This window comes from Vibrio sinaloensis, assembly GCF_000808535.1.
Classification (GTDB): Bacteria; Pseudomonadota; Gammaproteobacteria; order Enterobacterales; family Vibrionaceae; genus Vibrio; species Vibrio sinaloensis_D.
Genome location: NZ_JWLV01000048.1, coordinates 77091 through 102562, shown reverse-complemented (window position 1 = coordinate 102562; position 25472 = coordinate 77091). Strand labels below are relative to the sequence as shown.

Sequence of the window (25472 nt, the reverse complement as noted above, 5' to 3'; positions counted from 1 at the left end):
TCATGTGAAAAATCGATACAAGAACCAATTAAAAAGCTTCCATTGGCGAGGTCTCAATAGCATCGGCAAACCAGTTTCAGGTCAGTTATTAGCGCTGAACGAAAACGAGGTACGAGACAAACTGAAAGAACAACATATCCAAGTCAAAAAGCTGAAAAAGCGCAATCTTTCCTTATACAAACGCATAACGCAGCGCGTAAAACGCAAAGACATTACGATTTTAACGAGGCAGTTAGCGACGATGCTGATGACGGGCGTGCCCTTGATTCAGGCTCTTAAGTTAGTCGCAGATAATCACCGTAAAGCCGAGATGAAATCGATTTTGTCCCAAATAGTGAAAGGGGTTGAATCTGGCACACCACTATCAAAAACGCTGCGAACAGCGAGCACGCATTTTGACACCTTATACGTAGACCTTGTCGCAACCGGTGAGCAATCTGGTAACCTAGCTGAAGTGTTTGAACGAATTGCAACTTATCGAGAAAAGTCAGAACAACTGAGAGCAAAAGTAATCAAAGCTCTGATCTACCCATCCATGGTTGTGATTACCGCGTTATCGGTCACTTATTTAATGTTAACCGTCGTCATACCAGAGTTTGAGTCAATGTTTTCCGGATTTGGCGCTGAACTGCCTTGGTTTACCGCGCAGGTCCTTATTCTCTCTCACTGGGTTCAATCTTATTCAGGCATGGTGTTTATGGCGCTTGCCATCGCGTTTTTGCTGTTAAAACTCGGACGAAAAAAATCCTTCCGCATTCAATTGGCAACAAGTCGAGCAAGCTTAAACATCCCAATAATTGGTACCATCATTAGCAAAGCTTCCATTGCGAAGTTTAGCCGAACGTTGGCAACGAGTTTTAGTGCTGGTATCCCGATACTTTCATGCTTAAAAACATCAGCGAAAACCGCCAATAATATTCACTATCAAAACGTCATCGAACAAGTTTATGCCGATACCGCAGCAGGCATGCCGATGTACATTGCGATGCGAAACTCACAAACCTTTCCTGAAATGGTGCTGCAAATGGTGATGATTGGCGAAGAATCGGGAAGCTTAGATGACATGCTCAATAAAGTCGCCACCATCTATGAGTTTGAAATTGATAACACCGTCGATAATCTAGGAAAAGTCCTAGAGCCTATGATTATTATTTTCCTTGGTGTGGTAGTAGGAGGCTTAGTGGTCGCTATGTACTTGCCGATCTTTAACTTAATGAGTGTATTAGGATAGTATTAGCCTTTACTATTTTGTGCTTGGCACTTTCTTTCATCTAGGGCGATATTGGTTTGATCGAGCAATTTCATTACTACCCTTGGTTATTTCCAACCATGGCGACCGTTTTTGGCCTTATCATTGGTAGTTTTCTCAACGTGGTCATACATCGTCTACCAAAAATAATGGAGCGAGAGTGGCGACAAGAGTGCGCCGAAAGCTTTCCCGAGTACAACATAGAAGCACCAAAGGGAACTTATAACCTCAGTGTTCCTCGTTCAACTTGCCCTAAATGCCACACCCCAATCCGCATTATAGATAATATTCCTGTGGTGAGTTGGTTGTTGCTAAGAGGGAAGTGTCGACAATGTGACAATCCAATCAGCGCCCGCTACCCTCTGATTGAGCTGCTCAGTGGCGGCTTAAGCTTTGTTGTATCGTATCAGCTTGGCTTTAGTTACTTCACACTCGCCCTACTGATTTTTACGTTCGTATTGATTGCGGCAACCTTTATCGACCTCGATACCATGCTGCTGCCAGACTCCCTTACCCTACCCCTCACTTGGGCGGGTATCGCGTTGGCCCTGTTTCAAATAAGCCCTATCTCACTGCAAGACTCGGTTATTGGCGCGATGGCCGGTTATCTATCCCTTTGGTCGGTATATTGGCTGTTTAAACTAGCTACCGGTAAAGAAGGTATGGGTTACGGTGACTTTAAACTGCTGGCGGCTCTAGGCGCTTGGCTCGGATGGCAACAACTTCCCATGCTTATCCTATTCTCTTCTTTAGTCGGACTGGTATTTGGCCTGATTCAACTGCGACTAAAACGCCAAGGTATCGATAAAGCCTTTCCATTTGGCCCTTACTTGGCGATAGCTGGTTGGATAAGCATGATGTGGGGCTCTCAGATATGGGGCTTTTATCTGACTCATTTTTTAGGACTCTAATATGACCTTTGTTGTGGGTTTAACCGGTGGGATTGCTAGTGGCAAAACGACCGTCGCAAACCTTTTTCATCAGCACTTTGGCATCGAAATTGTGGACGCTGACGTCATCGCTCGTGAAGTAGTGGCGCCAGGCAGTGAAGGATTAAAAGCCATAGAGAACAAATTTGGCTCCTCTGTTTTACTAGAAGACGGCAATCTCGACAGAAGTAAACTTCGAGAGATCATCTTCTCAGACCCAAGCCAAAAGGCCTGGCTAGACCAATTACTACACCCAATGATTCGCGCAAACATGCTCGCTGAGTTAGCAAACACTACCTCAGAGTATGCGCTTTTAGTCATTCCTTTGATGGTTGAAAATCACTTGCAGCATCTAGCGGACAAAGTTGTTGTCGTCGATGTCGATGAGGCTACTCAGTTAGAAAGGACGGTGGCACGAGACAACGTAGCGCTTGAGCAAGCACAAGCCATTGTTGCAGCTCAAGCAAGCAGAGAGCAACGATTAGCCATTGCGGACTTCGTGATTAAAAATGATACAGAAAACCAAAAACTTTTGCCTCAAATCACAGATTTGCATCAAAAGTTCCTAGAAATCGGTAGGGCAAATCGGTGAGAATAAAGGTAGAACCATTCACGACTGCATTTTAATGACCACTCACTACTTCGAACATCCATTGAACGAAAAAACCCGCATCTACTTGAGAGTCGAAGCACTGCTCAATCAGCTGCGTTTGGCTGCAGAATTCAGTGACGATATGCAGCATTTGGTTTTTTATCGTTCTCTATTTGACCTGCTAGAAATCTTTGAGCAAATACAGCTAAAAAGTGAGCTCGCTAAGGATATTGAGAAGCAACGTTTAACCTATCGCAACTGGCTTAATGTTGATGGCGTCGATCAGGAAATGCTCCTCGGTATTTTGCGTGAAGTCGACGAAGCGCATAGCCATCTCATGGCCGCTGAACGATTTGGCCAGAGCTTAAAAGAGGACCGATTCCTAAGTGCAATTCGCCAGCGTTTTAACTTGCCTGGTGGCTCATGTTGCTTTGACTTGCCCGCCCTACATCATTGGCTGCACTTACCTATCAATCAAAAACAAGCCGACGCTAACAAATGGCTCGGTAGTTTATTGCCCCTAGCACAAGCGTTGAAGCTATGGCTAAGACTGACTCGTGAAACTGGTCACTTCCGCGCGTATAATGCGCCGGCTGGTTTCTATCAGAGTGATGCCGATGAAGCCAATATTTTACGCTTGGAGATTCCGATGGAGTTTGGTGTCTACCCAATGATCTCAGGGCACAAGAATAGATTTGCGATCAAATTTATCGAATTTGCTTCTGGGCAGGCATCGACTGCAAACATAGAGTTTAAATTAGCGGTGTGTTGTTAAGCCTTTCCGCTAAACTCATCTCTAAACCCGATCTTCGACAATGAGTTGATTATGACTAAGATTACTATCGTTCCCTGCCCACAGTGTGGTACAGACGTGACTTGGGGGGAACAAAGCCCTTATCGTCCGTTTTGCAGCAAACAATGCCAAATGATCGATTTTGGTGAATGGGCAGATGAAGAAAATACCATTCCGGGAGCACCGGATATGTCTGATTCAGATGGCTGGTCAGAAGACCAATATTGATTGAGACAATGTGATTTAAGCTGACTAGAGGGCTGATGTGAAAACATCGGCTCTTTTTGTATCCAGCGTATTACTTAGGTAGTTATATCAAATACAATTTTTAACTTAGAACGGAGATATTTTTCTTTGTACCTAGGAAGAATCGCGGAACTTTCTTTGAACAAATGGAGCCAGTAAATGAGTACCGATGACAACGGTAGAGAGAAGTGGCAAGTTATAAGCAAAGAATAAAAAAGCGGAGCCACAGGGCTCCGCTAATACTATGAGAACGCTAGTTATAGCATTACTTCTTAGCAAGTTTCTCTTTAATACGAGCAGACTTACCAGAACGCTCACGTAGGTAGTACAACTTGGCACGACGTACTGCACCACGGCGTTTAACTTCGATGCTATCAACGATTGGAGAGTGTGTTTGGAACGTACGCTCAACACCTTCACCGTTAGAAATCTTACGTACAGTGAAAGCAGAGTGTAGACCACGGTTACGGATTGCGATTACAACGCCTTCGAAAGCCTGTAGACGCTCACGGTCACCTTCTTTTACCTTAACTTGAACTACAACAGTGTCACCTGGTGCAAATTTAGGTAGGTCTGATTTTAGTTGCTCTTCTTCAAGAGCCTTGATGATGTTACTCATTTTAATAAATTCCTAGAATAAACTGATACTAAATTTAATAGGTTACTGCTTACTTTTTACCAGAGCGGTGCTCTTTAATAAATTCGGCCAGTAATTGTTCCTGTTCGTCAGTCAGAGCTAGGTTTTCCAGGAGTTCTGGTCTTCTTAGCCAAGTACGGCCTAACGACTGTTTAAGTCGCCAGCGACGAATTTCCTTGTGGTTACCTGACATCAGCACCGAAGGTACTTCTTTGTCATCTAACACCTCTGGACGCGTATAGTGAGGGCAATCTAACAAGCCATTAGCAAAGGAGTCTTCCTCTGCTGACGCAAAATCTCCTAGCACTCCCGGCACAAACCGAGACACTGAATCAATCAACGTCATGGCTGGAATCTCACCACCCGTCATCACGAAATCCCCAATTGACCATTCTTCGTCAACTTCAGATTGGATGATACGCTCATCTACCCCTTCATAGCGGCCACAAATCAAAAGCAAGTTCTCATTTGTTGCCAGCTCCTCAACTCCTTTTTGGTCGAGCTTTCGACCTTGAGGAGAAAGATAAATGACTTTCGTCTTACCCGGTGAAGCTTGTTTGGCTGCATGAATAGCATCGCGCAAAGGCTGAACCATCATGAGCATGCCAGGGCCGCCACCGTAAGGTCTATCATCAACAGTGCGATGTTTGTCGTGCGTGAAATCGCGAGGATTCCAAGTCTCAATCGACAAAAGACCTTTTTTAACCGCTTGACCTGTTACTCCATAATCAGTAACAGAACGGAACATTTCAGGAAAAAGGCTTATTACGCCAACCCACATGTTTATCTCGCTCTGAAATTTTGGAGTTTAGAATCCAGGATCCCAGTCAACTTCGATCCGTTGAGCTTCGCGATCAACATGTTTGATCACTTGCTCTTCAAGGAACGGAATTAATCGTTCCTTTTGCCCGAAAGCATCTTTTAGATTTGCTTTTACAACCAAAACATCGTTGGAACCCGTTTCTAGCATGTCAGAGACAGTACCTAGATCGTAACCTTTGTCGGTTACTACGTGCATCCCAATCAAATCACGCCAATAGAATTCATCTGATGGCAATTCTGGAAGAACAGCAGGGTCAATAGAGATTTCAAAGTTTGTCAGTAATTGCGCATCTTCGCGCACATCCAGACCTTCGAGTTTCACCACCAAACCTTTGTTATGGCGCTTCCAACTCTCAACCTTGTACTCAACCCACTTACCACCTTGGTTAATAAACCATGGGGTGTAATCAAACATGCTTTCAGCATTGTCTGTGTAGGAAAAAACTTTAAGCCAGCCGCGAATGCCGTAAGAAGCACCTAACTTACCTACAACAATCTTGTCTTCACTCATTGTTTCTTTACCTTTCATCGACATAAGCTAATTTCTTCTTTCAAGTAAGAATTAAGCCGCTTTTTGAGCGTCTTTTACTAGCTTAGCAACGCGGTCAGATAGAGATGCGCCTTGACCAACCCAGTGGTTAACGCGATCTAGGTCTAGACGTAGACCTTCTTCTTGACCTTTAGCAGTTGGGTTGAAGAAACCAACTTTCTCGATGAAACGGCCAGTTGCTGCATTGCGGCTGTCCGCTACTACGATTTGATAAAATGGACGCTTCTTAGCGCCGTGACGTGCCAAACGAATGGTTACCATGTCGTCCTCTTTGCTTTCTCAAAAATAAAATTAACCCCAGAAACCATTTATCGCTAAATGATTTGGGGCTCGTGCCAAAATAAAGCTCCGGAATTTTACTCTTATTCCGGAGCAATGCAAGGTCTTTAGCTACTTTTTCACCAACATAAAACGAAACTTAAGTTTGTGACGCAGCTAACACCTTGAAATTTTTATTGCAGGTCTGATTTAACGGCCAAACGGATTAAAACCGCCACCGCCCATTCCTCCCATGCCGCCCATCATGCCTTGCATGTTGCGCATCATGCCTTTCATGCCACCTTTCTGCATTTTCTTCATCATTTTCTGCATCTGGGTGAACTGCTTGAGTAGACGGTTAACATCTTGCACCTGGGTGCCAGAACCTGCAGCGATACGCTTTTTACGTGATCCTTTAATCAGTTCTGGGCGTTGACGCTCTTTCATGGTCATCGAGTTGATGATCGCTTCCATCTGCTTGAACATCTTGTCGTCAACTTTGTCTTTCACATTGTCAGGCAAGTTGCTCATACCCGGCAGCTTATCCATCATGCCCATCATGCCGCCCATGTTTTGCATCTGACCTAGCTGCTCACGGAAATCTTCAAGGTCAAAACCTTTCTTCTCTTTGAACTTTTTTGCCAGTTTCTCTGCTTTTTCTTGGTCAACATTACGTTGCAGGTCTTCGATTAGAGATAGGACGTCACCCATGCCCAAGATGCGTGATGCCACACGATCTGGGTGGAAAGGTTCAAGTGCATCCGTCTTTTCACCAACACCTAAGAATTTGATCGGTTTACCCGTGATATGGCGAACAGAAAGCGCCGCACCACCACGAGCATCACCATCTACTTTGGTTAAGATCACGCCCGTAAGTGGCAGCGTATCACCAAATGCTTTCGCAGTGTTTGCCGCGTCTTGACCTGTCATCGCATCGACGACGAATAGCGTCTCAACAGGATCAATCGCAGAGTGAAGCTCTTTGATTTCTCCCATCATTTGCTCATCGATGGCTAAGCGACCTGCGGTATCGACAACCAAAACGTCGTAGAACTTCTTCTTCGCATGATCGATAGCAGCATTAGCGATATCAATTGGCTTTTGATCCGCACTAGACGGGAAGAAGTCGACACCAATATCTGACGCTAACGTTTCAAGCTGTTTGATCGCGGCTGGGCGATAAACGTCAGCAGAAACAACCAGTACCTTCTTCTTATCACGCTCTTTTAAAAGCTTAGATAGCTTACCGACCGATGTGGTTTTACCCGCACCTTGTAGACCTGCCATCAAGATAACAGCAGGTGGCTGCGCAGCAAGATTTAGAGCTTCATTTGACTCGCCCATTACGGCTTCAAGTTCACCTTGAACAATCTTAATGAACTCTTGGCCAGGCGTCAGGGATTTGGAAACCTCAACACCAACGGCTGCTTCTTTAACGCGTTTAATAAAATCGCGTACCACTGGAAGCGCGACATCCGCCTCCAAAAGCGCCATACGTACTTCACGTAAGGTATCTTTTATGTTGTCTTCGGTCAGGCGACCTTTTCCGCTGATATTTTTCAGCGTTTTGGACAATCGATCCGTTAAATTCTCAAACATCTTAAGTCTCTTTTTTGAGCGAGCGTTAATACATCTCACCCGTTAAATTTAGCGACAATTACTGTGATTATACCTTAGCCAACCGAGTGTGGACACAGCATTAACAACATTTGATACCTCATGTCACGTAAATGAGGGAGATAAGTCATAGCTCAAGTCGTTGATGCAGGGTATAATTTGTTAAAAATCCACCAGCTTATAGAGAACCATGGACAACTTAATCGCCGTTGTTGCTGCAATACTCTATTTTTTAGCAATCGCGACAATCATACCTGGGCTTGTAAATCAGACCGGTATCAGAGCTAAAACCGTCTTAGTCAGTGCCTTTTTAGCATTGGCTTTTCATGCTTGGTTGCTCAGTGATTTGATCATAGAAGCCTCAGGGCAAAACCTGAGTATTCTCAATGTGGCTTCGTTAATTAGTTTTATCATTTCATTGGTGATGAGCATTGCCATGCTCAAAACTCGGTTGTGGTTTTTACTGCCAGTTGTCTATAGCTTTGCTGCGATTAACCTCTCCGCTGCCGCATTTCTTCCGAGTACCTTTATAACTCACCTTGAACAAGACCCTAAGCTGCTGATTCATATCTCGCTAGCGTTGTTTTCATACTCAACACTGACGATAGGAGCCCTGTACGCGCTGCAACTTGCTTGGCTCGATCATAAATTGAAAGCCAAAAAAGCACTGGCGATAAACCCAAACTTACCGCCTTTGCTGATGGTTGAACGTCAATTGTTTAACATCATCCTGCTTGGCACCTTGCTGCTGACCGGCACGCTAATAACGGGGTTTGTGTTTGTCCAAGATATGTTTGCTCAGGGGAAAGCACATAAGGGTATTCTTTCCTTTATTGCATGGCTGATATACACCACTTTATTGTGGGGGCATTATCAAAAAGGATGGCGTGGACGCAAAATTACATGGTTTGCGGTTGCTGGTGCGACCTTGCTCACTCTAGCCTATTTTGGCAGTCGATTTGTTCGCGAGATAATTCTGGGTTAATAACGAGTCAAAGGTGCACCAATTGCACCTTTCTTTTACAATACAGCCCACCCTAATCTAAATTGACTTACTTTGACAATTAGGTCATAAATTAACCAAACCCAACAAGGAAAAGATAAGCTTTGGACGACATATCAACGGGTATCTTATTTGCGCTACTCGCGTGTCTTATCGTAATTTCAGGATATTTTTCGGGTTCAGAGACAGGGATGATGTCCTTGAACCGATACCGCCTCAAGCACCTAGCAAACCACGGGCATAAAGGTGCAAAACGCGTCGAGAAACTACTCGACCGCCCAGACCGCTTAATTGGTCTTATTCTTATCGGCAACAACCTTGTCAATATTCTTGCTTCAGCTATCGCGACAATTCTGGGTATGCGTTTATATGGCGACCTAGGTGTAGCAATTGCAACGGGAGCACTTACTATGGTTGTGCTCGTGTTTGCCGAAGTCACCCCAAAGACCCTAGCTTCACTTTATCCAGAGCGCGTGTCTTACGCGAGCAGTATTGTTCTCACCATCTTGATGAAACTGCTCTCTCCTCTCGTCATGCTGGTGAACTTCATTACTAATGGCTTTATCCGCTTACTCGGTATAAAGGCAGATCATGGCGGAGACGACCACCTAAGCTCTGAAGAGTTGAGAACCGTAGTGAATGAAGCTGGCAGTCTTATTCCTAGACGCCACCAAGATATGTTGATTTCCATTTTGGATCTTGAACATGTGACGGTGAATGACATCATGGTGCCACGAAACGAGATTACGGGCATCGATATCAATGATGATTGGAAATCTATTGTTCGACAGCTGACTCACTCACCTCATGGTCGAGTGGTATTGTATCGCGACCAAATCGACGAAGTGGTTGGTATGCTACGCCTACGAGAGTCGTACCGATTGATGTTAGAGAAGAATGAGTTCACTAAAGAGACCTTATTAAGAGCAGCTGATGAAGTTTACTTCATTCCAGAGAGTACGCCACTCAACGTTCAACTGCTAAAATTCCAGCGCAATAAGCAGCGTATTGGTCTAATCGTTGATGAGTATGGCGACATTATCGGCCTGATTACTTTGGAAGATATTCTAGAAGAGATTGTTGGCGAGTTCACCACATCAATTACACCAAGCCTTTCGGAAGAAATTTCGCCTCAAGGCGATGGTAGCTTTCTAATCGATGGTAGCGCCAACATTCGCGATATCAACAAAGGGTTAAAATGGAAACTGCCAACTGATGGCCCTAGAACATTAAACGGGCTTATCTTAGAACATTTAGAGGATATCCCAGAGAGTCACTTGAGCGTTCAAGTCTCTGGTCACCCAATGGAAATTGTTGAACTAGAAGAGAATAGAATTAAGTCAGTTCGTGTCTTTCCTAAGCGTAGGGCATAATATTTTACCTATGTAGGCACATTTCAGGACGGGACAACTAAGCAAATGAAAAAAGCCTTGGCACTGCCAAGGCTTTTTGCTCCTAATCTTCGGTAACGCTAAACAAACTTTCCATACTCAAGCCTTGTTTAATCAAAATCTCTCTTAAACGGCGTAGACCTTCTACTTGAATTTGGCGTACTCGCTCTCGAGTTAAATTGATTTCACGTCCTACTTCTTCAAGTGTCGATGGCTCATAACCCAGCAGGCCAAAGCGACGAGCTAAGACTTCTTTTTGTTTCGGGTTAAGTTCATCTAACCAATGCACAAGCGAGCTTTTAATATCGTCATCTTGCGTCGATACTTCAGGGTCTGAGTTATTAACGTCGGGAATGATATCCAACAACGCTTTTTCGCCATCCCCACCAATTGGTGTATCAACCGAACTGATTCGCTCATTGAGACGAAGCATTTTGCTGACATCATCCACCGGCTTATCTAGTTGGGTCGCAATCTCTTCAGCAGTCGGTTCATGATCTAGCTTTTGAGAAAGTTCACGCGCGGTACGTAAATAGATGTTCAGCTCTTTCACAACATGGATTGGTAAACGAATCGTGCGAGTCTGGTTCATTAGGGCTCGTTCAATGGTCTGACGAATCCACCAAGTGGCATAGGTAGAAAAACGGAAACCACGCTCAGGATCGAACTTTTCAACAGCTCGAATAAGACCTAGGTTACCTTCTTCAATAAGATCTAAAAGTGCGAGTCCTCGATTGCTGTATCGACGAGAAATTTTCACCACTAAACGCAAGTTACTTTCTATCATGCGCTTTCTTGCAGCCTCATCACCTCTTAAGGCTCTGCGGGCGTACAGCACTTCTTCTTCTGCGGTTAATAGTGGAGAAAAGCCAATTTCACCCAAATAGAGCTGAGTGGCATCGAGACTTTTTGCTGAAGCGTCAAATTCTTCCTTTCCTTTAGCTTCTTCAGCAGGTGTAGATTTTGTGGATGGTGATTCTTGTTCAGATTCAAACGCCGTAACGTTTTCTTGTCCTACTTCGAATTCTTCGACTTTCGTTGCTGCATTGCTGATACTCATAGCGCCTCCCCCTGGCGAGCTAGCAAGACATTACTACGTCTAATGTCGCTATTTTACCTTGTCAGTAATTTTTACGGTAAGTAGCGTTTTGGGTTCACCGACTTACCTTGATAGCGAATTTCAAAGTGTAATCGAACACTATTTGCTCCAGAACTTCCCATTGTTGCTATTTTCTGGCCTGCTTTTACACTCTGTCCTTCGTGTACTAGCAACCGGTCATTATGTGCATACGCGCTGAGGTAGTTGTCGTTATGTTTTACAATCACAAGATTGCCGTAACCTCGCAATGCGTTGCCTGAATAGACGACGGTGCCACCTGCTGTAGAGACAATCGGCTGACCTCGCTGTCCTGCAATGTCGATGCCTTTATTCCCTTGGTCTCCAGCAGAGAAGTTTTTAATCACTCTCCCTTTTGTTGGCCATAACCATTTGGAAACTTTTGTGTTTTTAGGTTTGTCGTTACTGACTACCTTATTAACATTTTGTTTACCTGTAGAGTTAACATACTCCTTTGGTTTAGATTGTTCAACCTTCTTTGCTGGTTCTTTTTTGGTCGATTTTGGTACATTTTGTGAACTGTGTTGCGTAACCTTTTGATTTGAGTTTTTGCTCGAATTCACACTCGGCGTCGCTGGCACTGCCGCCACTGCAACAACTGGAGCGCCTGCGCCTGTACCACCATAGGCTGGCGGGGTGTATGCAGGTTTCCATAGCCTGAGTTTCTGCCCTGGATATATGGTGTATGGCGCTGTCAACTTGTTGTAAGCAATGATCTCATTTACATCTTTATCTGTGATGTAAGCTATAAAATAGAGCGTATCGCCTTTCTCGACTTCGTAGTAACTGCCTCTATAGCTACCTCGAGAGACTGAATCATAGTCTTTCTTTAATCCTGAAACTGGCGCAGGGGATTGCGCAGCGCACCCGAGGAGCACACTGCAAACACCAATAATGAATAAAAGAGACTTAAGCGACATATCTAGGCGAGATCACCAGCAACCAAAGGAACAAAACGTACAACTTCTATAACTTCTGATGTGAATGAGTCAGCGCAGCGCGTTATCTTGAGCAACTGCTGCTCATCGGTTCCGACAGGGATGACCAAAATGCCACCTTCCGACAGCTGAGTCAGCAGAGCTTCTGGAACAGATTCTGCCGCCGCGGTGACGATAATCGCATCAAACGGCGCTTTCGCTGCCCAACCTTGCCAACCATCACCATGTTTCGTTGACACATTGTAGATATCCAACTGCTTCAAGCGACGTTTCGCTTCCCATTGTAACGATTTGATTCGTTCAACCGAAAAGACATGGTCGACCAACTGCGCTAAAACCGCGGTTTGATAACCAGAACCCGTCCCCACTTCTAGGACTTTGCTCTTACGGCTAAGTTCCAGAATTTCAGTCATTTTCGCCACAATATACGGCTGAGAGATAGTTTGCCCTTGCCCAATAGGTAAAGCATTATTGTCATAGGCTTGATGCATCATCGCTTGAGAAACAAACTGCTCTCGAGGTAAGCGTCTTATCGCTTCTAGTACATCAGAGTTATGAATACCACTTGCTACTAGAAAGTCGATCAATCTATCTGCTTGTGGGTTTGCCATGCTTATTGATCCTTCAACCAGTTTTCCATGCTCATTAGTGACTCATGCGCAGTAAGATCTACCTGCAAAGGCGTGACAGACACAAACCCTTGATCGACCGCGTAAAAATCCGTTCCTTCACCGGCATCTTGCTCTTTCCCAGGAGGACCAAGCCAGTATATATCATGACCTCGAGGGTCTTGCTGCTTAATCATCGCTTCCGCGTGATGTCGAGCACCTAAACGAGTAACAGCGATACCTTTTAATTCATCAAAAGGAAGGTCTGGCACATTAATATTGAGCAGTCGATTGGTCGGGATCGGTTTTGCTAGGTGTTGTTCCACAATATGCCGGGCAATCTTGCCAGCACTTGTGAAGTTCTGCTTACCCACCAATGAGAAAGCAACAGCTTGAACACCGAGAAAATGGCCTTCCATTGCCGCCGCGACGGTGCCCGAATAGAGAACATCATCGCCAAGATTTGCGCCATGGTTGATACCGGACAACACCAAGTCCGGCAAATCGTCTTTCATTAGCTCATTCAACGCAAAGTGCACGCAATCGGTCGGCGTTCCCTGAACAGAGAACACACCATCCGCAATTTCATTCACGCGCAGCGGTTGCTCTAACGTCAGTGAATTGGACGCGCCCGAACGATTTCGGTCTGGCGCGACAATCGTCACATCAGCGATATCATTTAAGCTCTCAGCCAAAGCGTGAATGCCTTGGGCATGCACGCCATCGTCATTACTGAGAAGAACTTTCAGTTTTTTCTCACCCATTAGTAAACTCGTTCAACTTCTATCTCATTAACTAATTCACGAACAATGGAAGTCGCAAAACACCCTGCATCCAAAGAAAATTGTAGGGTGACGCAGTCATTCTCCGTTTGCCAAGAGAAGTCTTGCGCTTTTAACGATATGGCTCGGCGATCGTGACGCATGCGGTTACCTCGAATCAGCGCCATAAGATCCGGTTCTGCATCCAAGTGAGGCTGCTCCAATTCAAGAGCCTGAGCCTGCGTTGGAAGTGCGTTGTCACCTGCCATTGCTGCGGTAAGCTCAGCGTTGCCTGCAAGCAATGTACGGTTTACCTCATCAAGAGCATTTTCCTCAACTTGAACCAGAGACGTTGGAGTCTGGACCAAATCGCCGATGATGGCTTGGTTAAAGACACCTTGCTCAATACGCGCAGAGACAATTCGGTTGAAAATCCACGAGCGCGCCGCAGATAACAACATACTGCGTTTGTTTTGGTTGCGAGTGCGGACGTTTTCTTTGCCCCAGCGTCTTGCTTCTTCAATATTATTGCCTTGGTTACCAAAACGTTGGCTACCAAAATAGTTAGGAACGCCGGTTTGGACTATCGATTCTAGACGCTTCACAACATCGTCGACATCACTCACTTCCGATAATGTAACCACGAACTGGTTGCCCGCTAACTCCCCCGGACGCAGCTTTTTGTTGTGTCTTGTCGTCTCGAGAATTTCGATACTTGGGTATTGCGCGAGGAAAGCACTGAAGTCTGGCGTGTCGCCTTTAGGTAGATGGATACTTAACCACTGCTCCGTCACGGCATGGCGATCTTTCAACCCAGCGCAGCTGACGTCTTTCGATTTTACGCCGCATGCCTTCGCAAGCTCATTTGCTACAAAACTGGTGTTCTCACCGGTTTTACGAACCCGTACCATGAGGTGCTCACCACTGCCTGTAAACTCATAACCCAGCACTTCGTTAACCTGGAAGTGCTCTGGTTGTGCTTTAATTTTTGCCGTAGCTGTCGGTTTACCATTGAGGTAAGCCAGTGAAGATAAGATATCTGACATAATGTTTTCCATTACACGCCGCCTATTCACTTAAGAATAGACGGCGTGTAACTGAGTTATTTTTTAATAAGTAATACGACCGCTTCTGTCGCGATGCCTTCTTTGCGTCCTGTAAAACCAAGACGCTCCGTAGTGGTGGCTTTTACATTGACGTTACCAATGTCGGTTTCTAAGTCCTGAGCGATCACTTGGCACATTGCTTCAATATGTGGTGCCATTTTCGGCGCTTGAGCCATTATTGTGATGTCCGCATTCCCCAGCACGTAGCCTTTTTCTTTCACTCGACGATACACGTCTCGCAGCAACGCTCGGCTATCTGCGCCTTTCCATTTATCATCAGTATCAGGGAAATGACGACCAATATCCCCTTCCGCAATGGCGCCGAGTAGTGCGTCAGACAGTGCATGCAATGCAACGTCACCGTCTGAGTGAGCGATAAGACCTTGTTCATAAGGAAGTGCTACGCCACCAATAATGACAGGCCCTTCACCACCAAACTTGTGTACGTCAAAACCATGACCAATTCGAATCATACGTTATCCTTTATTTCGCGTTAGATAAAACTCTGCAAGTGCCAAATCTTCTGGTTGGGTTATTTTTATATTATCGGCACTCCCCTTCACTAGCGCAGGAGATTCTCCTAACCATTCCAGTGCTGAGGCTTCGTCAGTAATCGCTACTCCTTCAGATAAAGCTGAAGTGAGGGCATGAGTCAATTGCTCAGTTTTAAACATTTGTGGAGTTAAAGCATGCCACAAAGCTTCTCTTTCTACAGTGTGTTCAATGGTTTGTTGAGCATTCGCTCGTTTCATCGTATCTCTCACTGGCGCGGCGAGTATTGCGCCGCAACCATGATGGAGTGACTGTGCTATGAGTTGATCAATATCCGTCAAGCGAACACAAGGACGCGCCGCATCGTGCACCATCACCCATGTTGAAAGCTGGTGCTCACAGACATAGTTCAAACCAGACAGTACCGAGTCTGCCCGCTCTTTTCCTCCCGCGACGGTAGTCACGTCTTGTCGCTGGCTGAGCGCCAACGTCGGGTAGTATGGGTCACCCTCACTAATGGCGACAATAACGCGGGTAATCAAAGGGTGAGACAGAAGCTTTTCAACAGTATGTTCTAATACGGTTTTGCCATGAATAGTAAGATACTGCTTAGGACGGTCAGCTTGCATTCGGCTACCGACGCCAGCGGCAGGCACGATGGCAACCATGGCCGTAGGGGCGAGATCGGACACTTAGTCATCCTCTCCTATAATACGATAGAAAGTCTCCCCTTCTTTAATCATGCCCAGTTCATGTCGAGCGCGCTCTTCAATGGCATCTAAACCTTGGCGCAAGTCGTCGATTTCAGCAAACATTTCATTATTGCGAGTCTGCAAGTTTCCATTCACTTGATGTTGAACTTCAATGTCGGCGTTCACCAGTTGGAAATCAGAAATGCCATTCTTACCAAACCACAGTTCGAATTGCAGCCAGCCTAAAATGATAAGAAGTGTGAGTGCAAAAATTCGCATAAACAATGATTCAAAGAAGAGGGATAAAGAAAGACCACATATATACCACAATGTCACACGGTGCGCGAGATTGGGCGATGTGGTCCTTATTGAATTGAGATTTGGGCTCTACACTACGACATCATTAAAAAGCCGAACAAGCCAACACCTAGAATCAATCGATAAATGACAAACGGTGTCATCCCCATACGAGAAATCAGCTTCAAGAAGAAATGAATACATAGGTACGCACTGACAAATGAGGTGATGATCCCCGTCATCAAGAAACCAAAATGAATCGGCTCTCCGCTCGTCACCAGTTTTAAACCTAAGTAACCACCCGCGAGTAAGATGATTGGAATCGACATTAAAAACGAGAATCGTGCGGCTGCTTCACGGGTAAAACCGAGATACAGCGCGGCAGTAATCGTTGCTCCAGAGCGTGACGTCCCTGGGATAAGCGCCATTGCTTGCGCTAAACCGACAAACAACGCTTTCTTCCAATCTGCTTGATATTCATCCGCGACAAGTTTCGCGTTTCTATCGACGTACCAAAGCAGCAGACCAAAAATGATGGTCGTCGTCGCTATCACCCAAGCACTGCGTAAATACAGTTCAATGAAATCTTTTAGGAACAAACCCAGTAAACAGGCTGGGATAGTTGCGATAACAATCATCCACGCAAACTTGGCTTCTTTGCTTCGGTCACCTTTAAAGATAGAGCCAAAAAACGCGCCCAGTAACGTCACGACTTCTTTACGGAAGTAGATCATAACAGCGGCCAAGGTACCCACATGAACCGCCACATCGAACGCAAGCCCTTGGTCTTCCCAACCCAACACTGCCGAAGGCAAGATAAGGTGGGCAGAGCTAGAAATAGGCAAAAACTCAGTCAGGCCTTGAATCAACGCGAGTAAGAAGGCTTCAATATAACTCATTAGAATCTCTTAAAATTTGTGGTTAAACCATAGAGGAACCGGCACCAGTGCAGTGTCAAACGTCGACTGTTGCCAAATTTGTTTGATGCTTCGACCATCTTGGGGAACCACTCTTGCGGGGCATAGCTCGACAAGGGGCTTAAGGACAAAAGCATACTTAAATATGTCGCTACGAGGTAGCTCAGGTTGAGCGTCAGACACCACATCACCAAATAAAATGATATCAAGATCCAACGTGCGCGGTTCATATTTTGCCGCGTTTTCAGCTCGGCCCCATTTGAGCTCAATTTGGCGAAGTTGTCGCGAGAATTCCGCCAAATCTAACGTTGTTTTCATTTCTACGACAAGGTTGTAAAACGGATGGCTTTCAAAGTCGACGGCTTCGCATTCAAAAATGGTCGAGAGACGCAGTTCACTGCCTAACGCGCTAAGCTCATCAATAGCAGCTTGAATATGCTTACGTCTTTCAATGTTAGAGCCAATGCCAACGTAAGCCGTTATCATGCAGCGCCTCGCTCGATGATAACGCCCACACCTTTTGCTTGAGGGACCGCACCAGGTTTGGTTAAACGAATCTTAATCCACGGCACGTTAAATCGGGTCATGATTAGGTCGGCAATCTCTTCTGCTACTCGCTCAACTAAAAGGAATCGTCCGCCTTCTATGTGGGCTAATACAGCGCCGCTCACCTCGGCATAATCCAAAGCATCGACCACATTGTCACTTTTCCCTGCAGGGCGATTGTCGTGAGCCATCTCGATATCAAGCACCAATTTTTGCTTTATTTCTTGTTCCCAATCGTAAACACCAATTGTGGTAATTACTTCTAGCTGCTCGATAAATACCTTATCCATGCGTTTTTCCTTTAGAGGTCGGATACCCAATTTTGACAAAAAGAATTACTATTCCTGTGCCCAAACCATTATTGTTGAGGTTGGCAAGGTCGATATAATATCAATTAGTTGCCTGACAAACACCTCAAAAGACGAGTTAACTTGATATGACACCACTAGCACTTGTTATGATCATCATTGCCTACTTATTAGGCTCGATATCGAGTGCCGTTTTGATCTGCCGAATGCTTCGTCTTCCTGATCCTCGTAAAATGGGCTCCAACAATCCTGGAGCGACAAATGTATTGCGCATCGGGGGGAAAAAAGCCGCCGCCGCAGTTCTGCTTTGTGACATGTTAAAGGGAACCATTCCTGTCTGGAGTGGCTTTTTCTTGGGTATCGACCCTGTGATTTTAGGTGTCATCGCGATTGCGGCTTGTTTAGGTCACATGTACCCGCTTTTCTTTCATTTTAAAGGCGGAAAAGGGGTTGCTACAGCGCTTGGAGCTATCGCGCCAATAGGTTTAGATTTTACCGCTATGGTAATCGCCACTTGGTTAGCGGTCGCACTGGTTTTTCGCTACTCGTCGCTCGCGGCCATTGTCACCGTGTTACTCGCTCCTCTCTACACTTGGATGTTCAAGCCCCAATACACCTTACCCGTGGCGATGTTGTGTTGTCTGATTGTATTTAGACATCACCAAAACATCCGTCGGTTGCTAGATGGATCTGAACCCAAAATTGGCGAAAAGAAACAAGAATTAAATAAGGCCTCGCAATGAGGCCTTATTGATTTGATACTGTTCGCTATTTGGCATGCTTATCTAAAAAGACCTTAAGCATATCCGTGACAAACTCCGCTTGCTCTAGGCTGGAGATATGACCGGCTTGTGGTATTTCAACCAATTGCGACCCTGAGATAGTGTCATGCATAAGGTATGACTCAAGCACTGGTCTAGGTATATCTTCTTGCCCCACAGCCACTAATACTGGCAACGCAAACTTCTCTATATCTTCCATCTGGTCTCGGCGACCAAATACCATTCGGCCTACTCGGGCGGTTTCGACCGCGGCTTCACCCGTTAAACCCGTCAGCTTAGAACGGAACAGACGTACTAACTCAGGATTATCTTGCTCAACATTACGAGCAAAAAACAGCGGAGTGACGGCCTCAACAATCGGTTCTGGAATCATTTTCGCAGTGCTAATCGCATCTAACATACCAAAGTACTTAGCGTGCGTAACTTCAGGCTCTAAACCTACAAAGGTATCCATTAATACCAAAGACGTCACACGTGATGGCACAAGTGAAACCACTTCACAGCCCCACATGCCACCAACCGACAGCCCCACAAGAGAAAACTGCTCTACATCCAGATGATCCATCAGAGCGACAATTTGCTTCGCGTAATCGCCGAGTGAACGAGTCTGCTCTGGTGCGGCATCCGATTCGCCGTGAGCCCAAAGCTCAGGCACAATACAACGGTAATGTTGACTCAGCGCTTCGACTTGAGGGGCCCACATGGCACTATCCCAAAGGTAGCTGTGACCAAAAACAACAACAGGGCCAGTGCCCACATCCAGATACGCCATTTCTCGGCCATCTATCGAAAATCTTTCCATGGTGTTATCCACTACTATTTTTATTCAGCCCGAGCTTACCATCAGTAATTCTATTAACAACTCGGAACACTTAGACTGCCACAAAACAAAAAGGCCGCCATAATGAGCGACCTTATTGATTGTTAGAGATCGTTAGTTGATCGGATCCAATTGATCAATGGGCCAACGGGGCTTGGCTTGTACAGAAAGATCCGCGACTTCACCGTTTTTCAAACGCTGCATGCCTGCGTAAGCAATCATGGCACCATTGTCGGTACAGAATTCTGTACGAGGATAATAAACTTCCCCACCAATTTTTTTGGCCAACTGCTCTAAATCTGCACGTAAGCGACGGTTTGCACTCACCCCACCAGCGATAACAATACGTTTAAAGCCAGTTTGCTCTAATGCACGCTTACACTTAATGGTTAACGTCGCACACACCGCTTCTTCAAACGCAAGAGCAATATCGGCTCGAGTTTGCTCATCATCACCATTGGCAGCAATAGTATTGGCAGTGAACGTCTTCAAACCAGAAAAGCTCATATCAAGTCCAGGACGATCTGTCATTGGACGAGGAAACTTAAATCGGCCTGGCGTACCTTTTTCAGCCAGTTTAGAAAGGAGCGGTCCACCAGGGTAATCCAAACCCATTAGTTTCGCCGTTTTATCAAACGCTTCACCCGCCGCATCATCAATTGACTCACCTAGTATGGTGTATTCGCCAATCCCTTTCACTTCCACCATCATCGAGTGCCCACCAGAAACAAGCACCGCAACAAATGGGAATGGCGGAGGGTTGTCTTCTAACATTGGCGCCAGCAAATGTCCTTCCATATGATGAACAGGAACGGCAGGAATATCCCATGCATACGCAATACTACGACCGATCGTGGCACCAACGAGCAGAGCACCGACTAGACCTGGGCCAGCTGTATAAGCGATACCATCAATATCCTTCGGTGTAAGATTGGCCTCTGCCATCGCCGCTTTAATCAGAGGAATGGTCTTCTTAACGTGGTCACGAGAAGCCAGCTCAGGAACCACACCGCCATAGTCTGCGTGCAGTTTTACCTGGCTATATAGTTGATGGGAAAGCAATCCTTTCTCATCATCATAAATTGCAATGCCTGTCTCATCACAAGAGGTTTCGATACCGATAATACGCATGGGTTACCTAGGATGTATTTGTCTAAAATTCAAAATTGGCGCAATATTACCGCGCCTTTGGCTTGCAAACAAATTTTGTGCAAACTGTACTCAACAAAACGCTTTACAAAGGCTATGTGATCGGATTAAAATTCCGCACCATTTTTGATCAAGCTGGTTTGAGACCGAACATCAGTGTTTGGCTCACTAACGTTCCAGCATTAACGAATTAACCCCTGAGGTGAAAGGCATATGCCAGTAGTTAAAGTACGTGAAAACGAACCGTTCGACGTTGCTCTACGTCGTTTCAAACGCTCTTGCGAAAAAGCAGGTATCCTTTCTGAAGTGCGTCGTCGTGAGCACTACGAAAAACCAACTACAGTTCGCAAACGCGCTAAAGCAGCAGCTCAAAAGCGTCACGCTAAGAAGCTAGCTCGCGAAAACGCTCGTCGCGTTCGCCTGTACTAATAACTAAGTCCTAAAGGATTATAGTTATGGCTCTTATTGACACGCTCAAAGAAGAGCAAAAATTAGCGATGAAAGCCAAGGACAAATTGCGCCTTGGCACTATCCGTTTAGCTCTGTCTGCTATTAAGCAACGTGAAGTCGACGAGCAGATTACTCTGAATGACGACGACATTCTTGCTGTGCTGACAAAAATGGTTAAACAACGTCGCGACTCTGTTACGCAATTTGAAGCTGCTGGTCGTCAAGATCTAGCAGACGCTGAGAAAGCTGAAATTACCGTACTTGAGGACTTTATGCCTCAACCGCTGACTGAAGATGAAGTCGCTGCACTAGTCGAAAGTGCAATTGCTGAGTCAGGTGCTGCGGGCATGCAAGACATGGGTAAAGTAATGGGTGTTCTTAAGCCACAAATTCAAGGACGTGCAGACATGGGTAAAGTAAGTGGTTTAGTTCGCGCTAAGCTGGCTTAATTACCCAACCCAAATTGCAGCAAGCCGTGCTATCCTCTGGAACGCACGGCTTGTTTGTATCTAGCCCTTTTCCATGGTTATTGTGTTTTTCTAAGGTTTTATGGCAGGACATATCCCTCGCAGCTTTATTGATGATCTACTTGCTCGACTTGATATTGTCGACATCATTGACGCACGAGTAAAACTTAAGAAAAAAGGCAAAAACTACGGTGCCTGTTGCCCATTCCACAACGAGAAAACCCCTTCGTTCAGCGTAAGCCAAGAGAAGCAGTTTTATCACTGTTTTGGTTGTGGCGTGCACGGCAATGCCATCGATTTCTTGATGGAATATGAACGCTTAGAGTTTGTTGAAGCGATTGAAGAACTCGCTTCATTTCTTGGTTTAGATGTTCCAAGAGAGCAGCGCCAAGGTGGCGGTTTTCAGTCCAATCAGCCCCAAGCGAGTACAGCACAAAAACGTACTCTTTATGATCTTATGGGCAGTATTGCTCAGTTCTATCGCGATCAACTTAAGCAATCATCAAGTAAGATCGCCATCGAATACCTAAAAGATCGTGGCCTATCTGGCGAGATCGTCCAAAAATTCGGTATCGGTTACGTGGCTGACGAATGGGATCTCGTCCGTAAGAACTTTGGGCAGCAGCAACAAACGCAGGAAATGCTCGTTTCTGGCGGAATGTTGATCGAAAACGACAAAGGCAATCGTTATGATCGTTTTCGTGGTCGGGTCATGTTCCCCATTCGAGATCGACGTGGTCGAGTGATCGGCTTTGGTGGCCGAGTAATTGGTGATGGCACACCAAAGTACTTAAACTCACCAGAAACCCCTATTTTCCATAAAGGCAAAGAGCTCTACGGCCTATATGAAGTGATGCAAGCCCATCGCGAGCCAAGTCAGATCTTGGTGGTTGAAGGCTATATGGATGTGGTTGCTTTGGCCCAATATGGGGTGGACTACTCGGTCGCATCACTGGGCACATCAACAACGGGCGATCATATTCAGCTGCTATTCCGGCAAACGAACACTGTGGTGTGTTGTTACGATGGTGACCGAGCGGGGAAAGAAGCGGCATGGCGCGCGCTGGAAAATGCTCTTCAGTATTTGAAAACAGGCAATACGCTCAAGTTCCTATTTTTACCCGATGGTGAAGATCCTGACAGCTATGTAAGGAAGTTTGGTAAACAAGCTTTCGAGCAACAAATAGAACAGGCAACACCGCTCTCTAGTTACCTATTTGACAACTTAATCGAGATCCATCGATTAAACTTGGGAACCAATGAGGGTAAATCAGCGTTGAGGGCTCACGCCAGTGCACTGATCGATAAGATCCCAGATCCGTATTTCCAAGAGTTACTAGAAAAACTACTCGATGAGCGCACCGGTTTTGACAACCGACTTCGTCAACCTCGTAAAAAGCAGGTAGAAAGTCGACCTCAGCCGCACAAAGAGATCAAGCGCACACCAATGCGAGAAGTGATCGCTTTGCTTATCCAAAATCCGAGCTATGCTCAAATGGTACCCGATCTCTCAACTGTGAGAGAGTTAACAGTACCAGGGCTAAGTTTATTTGTGGAGGTGCTTGAATATTGTCACTCGCATCCCAATATAACAACGGGCCAGTTGATAGAACATTGGCGCAACAGCAGCCATGAGGCTCTACTGTCTCGTCTCGCAGGGTGGGAAATCCCCCTCGACGATGATAACGAACAAGATATATTTTTAGACTCATTGGACAAAATTCTTGCCCAGTGCGTTGAAAAACAAATTGAAAACCTGCAGGCCAAAGAAAGAAGTGTCGGTTTATCAACCGAAGAAAGAAGGGAGCTGCTAGCGCTCATGCTAGATTTAAAAGCGTAACCCTGTTCGAATAGTCAGCAATCAATTAATTTGTTATTATGTGTGGTTTGCAACTCGCATACTAATTCCTTCACCAGATACTAAGTTGGATACCGTCTATGGATCAAAATCCGCAGTCACAGCTAAAGCAACTTGTCATTAAAGGCAAGGAACAAGGCTATCTGACCTACGCAGAAGTAAACGACCACCTACCAGCAGAAATCGTAGATTCTGAGCAGGTAGAAGATATCATTCAGATGATCAATGACATGGGTATCCGTGTTGTTGAGACCGCGCCTGATGCGGATGATCTTGCGCTGAATGACGATGAAACCATCACCGATGAAGATGCAGCAGAAGCTGCAGCAGCGGCACTTTCAAGCGTTGAAAACGAGATTGGCCGCACTACAGACCCAGTACGTATGTACATGCGTGAAATGGGTACTGTGGAGCTTCTGACTCGTGAAGGTGAGATCGATATCGCGAAGCGCATTGAAGATGGTATTAACCAAGTTCAAAACGCTGTCGCAGAATATCCTGGCACTATCCCGTACATTCTCGAGCAGTTTGACAAAGTTCAGGCAGAAGAACTTCGTCTGACTGACCTGATCACAGGCTTCGTAGACCCAGATGCCGATGAAACCGCAGCCCCTACTGCAACGCACATCGGTTCTGAGCTCGCCGAATCTGATCTCGAAGATGAAGACGCTGAAGATGCGGATGAAGAAGACGAAGAGTCTGAAGACGAAGAGTCCGAAGAAGAAGATACAGGCATCGACCCTGAATTTGCTCTAGAGAAGTTCACAGCACTTCGTAATACGTTCCAAAACTACCAACTTGCGTGCAACGAGTACGGCAGTGAAAGCCCGAAAGCAACCGTTGCTCACGAAATGGTCATTGACGTATTCAAAGAATTCCGTCTAACACCAAAGCAATTTGACTACCTTGTTGACGAACTACGCACCTCAATGGAACGTGTACGTACTCAAGAACGTCTAATCATGAAAGCTTCGGTTGAATACGGCAAAATGCCTAAGAAATCGTTCATCGCCCTATTTAGTGGTAACGAATCAAGTGACGCTTGGTTAGATGAAATTCTTGCATCAGACAAGCCGTACGCAGATAAAATCCGTCGTAGCGAAGACGACATTCGTCGCTCAATCGCTAAGCTGAAGATCATTGAAGAAGAGACGTCACTGACAGTTCAAAACATCAAAGATATCAGCCGTCGTATGTCGATTGGTGAAGCGAAAGCTCGCCGCGCGAAGAAAGAGATGGTAGAAGCGAACTTGCGTCTTGTAATCTCTATCGCGAAGAAATACACCAACCGTGGCTTGCAGTTCTTGGATCTGATCCAAGAAGGTAACATCGGTCTGATGAAAGCGGTTGATAAGTTTGAATACCGTCGTGGTTACAAGTTCTCGACTTACGCAACGTGGTGGATCCGCCAGGCAATCACACGCTCGATAGCAGACCAAGCACGTACGATTCGTATTCCGGTACACATGATCGAAACGATCAACAAGCTAAACCGTATCTCTCGTCAAATGCTACAAGAGATGGGTCGTGAACCGCTACCGGAAGAGCTGGCAGAGCGCATGCAAATGCCAGAAGACAAGATCCGTAAAGTACTGAAGATCGCGAAAGAGCCAATCTCAATGGAGACACCAATCGGTGACGACGAAGATTCGCATCTAGGTGATTTCATCGAAGATACAACGCTTGAGCTACCACTAGACTCTGCGACTGCAGGCAGCCTAAAAGTAGCGACTAAAGACGTTCTTGCTGGTCTTACTCCGCGTGAAGCGAAAGTTCTTCGTATGCGTTTCGGTATTGATATGAATACTGACCACACCCTTGAAGAAGTGGGCAAGCAGTTTGACGTTACACGTGAACGTATCCGTCAGATCGAAGCGAAAGCACTACGTAAACTTCGTCACCCTAGCCGCTCAGAAACTCTGCGCAGCTTCCTAGACGAATAATTGCGAAACCAACCGTTAATGATTAAAAGGTGAGCAATAGCTCACCTTTTTTGTATTGAACCGATTTAAGTGAATAAAAACTAAGCGCATTTAGCCACCCCACTGGCTAGACAGCGAGATCGGCTTCCCCTATA

The 25472-nt window shown here is 45.7% G+C and carries 30 protein-coding genes; 12 read left to right on the top strand and 18 right to left on the bottom strand.

The annotated features are described in order from the left end of the window. The first annotated feature begins 4 nt into the window (after positions 1-4). From RJ47_RS19305 to yacG, 5 genes are read left to right on the top strand one after another with little or no spacing between them, the layout of a single operon-like run. The gene (locus RJ47_RS19305; RefSeq protein WP_039486284.1) at positions 5-1231 is read left to right on the top strand and encodes a type II secretion system F family protein; all 1227 of its coding nucleotides are present in this window, start codon (positions 5-7) and stop codon (positions 1229-1231) included. Between the two features lie 59 nt (positions 1232-1290). After that, complete coding sequence (locus RJ47_RS19300) at positions 1291-2160, top strand: prepilin peptidase (RefSeq protein WP_039477926.1); 870 nt, start codon at positions 1291-1293, stop codon at positions 2158-2160. A 1-nt stretch (position 2161) separates the two neighbouring features. Further along, positions 2162-2770, top strand: coding sequence for a dephospho-CoA kinase (gene coaE, locus RJ47_RS19295; protein WP_039486281.1), 609 nt, complete (start codon positions 2162-2164; stop codon positions 2768-2770). 34 nt (positions 2771-2804) lie between these two features. Further along, positions 2805-3545 (top strand): cell division protein ZapD, encoded by a 741-nt coding sequence (gene zapD, locus RJ47_RS19290; protein WP_005476491.1) that lies wholly within the window; start codon positions 2805-2807, stop codon positions 3543-3545. A gap of 51 nt (positions 3546-3596) precedes the next feature. Then, the gene (gene yacG / locus RJ47_RS19285; protein WP_038191328.1) at positions 3597-3791 is read left to right on the top strand and encodes a DNA gyrase inhibitor YacG; all 195 of its coding nucleotides are present in this window, start codon (positions 3597-3599) and stop codon (positions 3789-3791) included. A 283-nt stretch (positions 3792-4074) separates the two neighbouring features. Here yacG and rplS read toward each other — a convergent pair whose 3' ends face one another. The 5 genes from rplS to ffh form a co-directional block, all read right to left on the bottom strand. Beyond that, positions 4075-4428, bottom strand: a complete 354-nt coding sequence (gene rplS / locus RJ47_RS19280; RefSeq protein WP_005476458.1) for a 50S ribosomal protein L19 — start codon at positions 4426-4428, stop codon at positions 4075-4077. 49 nt (positions 4429-4477) lie between these two features. Further along, the gene (gene trmD, locus RJ47_RS19275) at positions 4478-5227 is read right to left on the bottom strand and encodes a tRNA (guanosine(37)-N1)-methyltransferase TrmD (RefSeq protein ID WP_038137653.1); all 750 of its coding nucleotides are present in this window, start codon (positions 5225-5227) and stop codon (positions 4478-4480) included. Between the two features lie 27 nt (positions 5228-5254). Beyond that, positions 5255-5803: a ribosome maturation factor RimM gene (gene rimM / locus RJ47_RS19270; RefSeq protein WP_038191330.1), complete on the bottom strand. Its 549-nt coding sequence runs from the start codon at positions 5801-5803 to the stop codon at positions 5255-5257. Positions 5804-5830: 27 nt separating this feature from the next. Then, entirely contained in the window at positions 5831-6079 is a 249-nt protein-coding gene (rpsP, locus tag RJ47_RS19265; RefSeq protein ID WP_005438039.1) for a 30S ribosomal protein S16, read from the bottom strand. Positions 6080-6286: 207 nt separating this feature from the next. Further along, positions 6287-7675, bottom strand: a complete 1389-nt coding sequence (ffh, locus tag RJ47_RS19260) for a signal recognition particle protein (RefSeq protein WP_005476509.1) — start codon at positions 7673-7675, stop codon at positions 6287-6289. Between the two features lie 208 nt (positions 7676-7883). Between ffh and RJ47_RS19255 the strand changes: the two genes are divergently transcribed. Both RJ47_RS19255 and RJ47_RS19250 read left to right on the top strand, forming a co-directional pair. Then, positions 7884-8678, top strand: coding sequence for a cytochrome C assembly family protein (locus RJ47_RS19255; protein ID WP_005476452.1), 795 nt, complete (start codon positions 7884-7886; stop codon positions 8676-8678). 122 nt (positions 8679-8800) lie between these two features. Beyond that, positions 8801-10069: an HlyC/CorC family transporter gene (locus RJ47_RS19250; protein WP_005476496.1), complete on the top strand. Its 1269-nt coding sequence runs from the start codon at positions 8801-8803 to the stop codon at positions 10067-10069. 82 nt (positions 10070-10151) lie between these two features. On the opposite strand, the gene rpoS is transcribed toward RJ47_RS19250, so the two are convergent. The 11 genes from rpoS to folB all read right to left on the bottom strand — a co-directional run bounded on the left by rpoS (position 10152) and on the right by folB (position 17851). Then, the gene (gene rpoS / locus RJ47_RS19245; protein WP_038137656.1) at positions 10152-11147 is read right to left on the bottom strand and encodes an RNA polymerase sigma factor RpoS; all 996 of its coding nucleotides are present in this window, start codon (positions 11145-11147) and stop codon (positions 10152-10154) included. 71 nt (positions 11148-11218) lie between these two features. Beyond that, a complete protein-coding gene (gene nlpD, locus RJ47_RS19240; RefSeq protein WP_039486278.1) occupies positions 11219-12124 on the bottom strand; it encodes a murein hydrolase activator NlpD in 906 nt (301 codons plus the stop codon). A 2-nt stretch (positions 12125-12126) separates the two neighbouring features. After that, positions 12127-12753, bottom strand: coding sequence for a protein-L-isoaspartate(D-aspartate) O-methyltransferase (locus tag RJ47_RS19235; protein ID WP_038137661.1), 627 nt, complete (start codon positions 12751-12753; stop codon positions 12127-12129). A 2-nt stretch (positions 12754-12755) separates the two neighbouring features. Next, the gene (gene surE, locus RJ47_RS19230; RefSeq protein WP_039486276.1) at positions 12756-13514 is read right to left on the bottom strand and encodes a 5'/3'-nucleotidase SurE; all 759 of its coding nucleotides are present in this window, start codon (positions 13512-13514) and stop codon (positions 12756-12758) included. Next, the gene (gene truD / locus RJ47_RS19225; protein WP_039486425.1) at positions 13514-14557 is read right to left on the bottom strand and encodes a tRNA pseudouridine(13) synthase TruD; all 1044 of its coding nucleotides are present in this window, start codon (positions 14555-14557) and stop codon (positions 13514-13516) included. The genes surE and truD overlap by 1 nt, the downstream gene beginning before the upstream one ends. A 56-nt stretch (positions 14558-14613) precedes the next feature. Next, positions 14614-15090 (bottom strand): 2-C-methyl-D-erythritol 2,4-cyclodiphosphate synthase, encoded by a 477-nt coding sequence (gene ispF, locus RJ47_RS19220; RefSeq protein ID WP_005476471.1) that lies wholly within the window; start codon positions 15088-15090, stop codon positions 14614-14616. A 3-nt stretch (positions 15091-15093) separates the two neighbouring features. Next, the gene (gene ispD / locus RJ47_RS19215) at positions 15094-15777 is read right to left on the bottom strand and encodes a 2-C-methyl-D-erythritol 4-phosphate cytidylyltransferase (RefSeq protein ID WP_156143354.1); all 684 of its coding nucleotides are present in this window, start codon (positions 15775-15777) and stop codon (positions 15094-15096) included. A gap of 24 nt (positions 15778-15801) precedes the next feature. Next, positions 15802-16080 (bottom strand): cell division protein FtsB, encoded by a 279-nt coding sequence (gene ftsB / locus RJ47_RS19210; protein ID WP_038137671.1) that lies wholly within the window; start codon positions 16078-16080, stop codon positions 15802-15804. A 113-nt stretch (positions 16081-16193) separates the two neighbouring features. Then, on the bottom strand, positions 16194-16997 hold the full coding sequence (locus tag RJ47_RS19205; protein ID WP_038137674.1) for an undecaprenyl-diphosphate phosphatase: 804 nt from the start codon (positions 16995-16997) through the stop codon (positions 16194-16196). Positions 16998-17006: 9 nt separating this feature from the next. Then, positions 17007-17501, bottom strand: a complete 495-nt coding sequence (gene folK / locus RJ47_RS19200; RefSeq protein WP_038191336.1) for a 2-amino-4-hydroxy-6-hydroxymethyldihydropteridine diphosphokinase — start codon at positions 17499-17501, stop codon at positions 17007-17009. Continuing rightward, the gene (gene folB, locus RJ47_RS19195; protein WP_038137677.1) at positions 17498-17851 is read right to left on the bottom strand and encodes a bifunctional dihydroneopterin aldolase/7,8-dihydroneopterin epimerase; all 354 of its coding nucleotides are present in this window, start codon (positions 17849-17851) and stop codon (positions 17498-17500) included. Before folB ends, folK begins: the two co-directional genes overlap by 4 nt. Positions 17852-17997: 146 nt before the next feature. On the opposite strand from folB, the gene plsY reads away from it, so the two are divergent. Continuing rightward, the gene (gene plsY / locus RJ47_RS19190) at positions 17998-18612 is read left to right on the top strand and encodes a glycerol-3-phosphate 1-O-acyltransferase PlsY (RefSeq protein WP_039486270.1); all 615 of its coding nucleotides are present in this window, start codon (positions 17998-18000) and stop codon (positions 18610-18612) included. 25 nt (positions 18613-18637) lie between these two features. Here the strand turns inward: plsY and RJ47_RS19185 are convergent, their stop codons facing one another. Then, complete coding sequence (locus RJ47_RS19185) at positions 18638-19453, bottom strand: alpha/beta fold hydrolase (protein ID WP_039486268.1); 816 nt, start codon at positions 19451-19453, stop codon at positions 18638-18640. Between the two features lie 132 nt (positions 19454-19585). Beyond that, entirely contained in the window at positions 19586-20602 is a 1017-nt protein-coding gene (gene tsaD, locus RJ47_RS19180) for a tRNA (adenosine(37)-N6)-threonylcarbamoyltransferase complex transferase subunit TsaD (protein ID WP_038137685.1), read from the bottom strand. Between the two features lie 231 nt (positions 20603-20833). Here tsaD and rpsU point away from each other — a divergent pair, with 231 nt between their 5' ends. The 4 genes from rpsU to rpoD all read left to right on the top strand — a co-directional run bounded on the left by rpsU (position 20834) and on the right by rpoD (position 25338). Next, entirely contained in the window at positions 20834-21049 is a 216-nt protein-coding gene (gene rpsU, locus RJ47_RS19175; RefSeq protein WP_001145625.1) for a 30S ribosomal protein S21, read from the top strand. A 26-nt stretch (positions 21050-21075) separates the two neighbouring features. Beyond that, the gene (locus RJ47_RS19170) at positions 21076-21519 is read left to right on the top strand and encodes a GatB/YqeY domain-containing protein (protein ID WP_038137687.1); all 444 of its coding nucleotides are present in this window, start codon (positions 21076-21078) and stop codon (positions 21517-21519) included. 100 nt (positions 21520-21619) lie between these two features. Continuing rightward, positions 21620-23377, top strand: coding sequence for a DNA primase (gene dnaG, locus RJ47_RS19165; RefSeq protein ID WP_038214537.1), 1758 nt, complete (start codon positions 21620-21622; stop codon positions 23375-23377). A 98-nt stretch (positions 23378-23475) separates the two neighbouring features. Continuing rightward, positions 23476-25338 carry an RNA polymerase sigma factor RpoD gene (gene rpoD, locus RJ47_RS19160; protein ID WP_005476849.1) on the top strand — a complete coding sequence of 621 codons (1863 nt, stop codon included), beginning with the start codon at positions 23476-23478 and terminating at the stop codon, positions 25336-25338. The last annotated feature ends 134 nt before the right edge of the window (positions 25339-25472 follow it).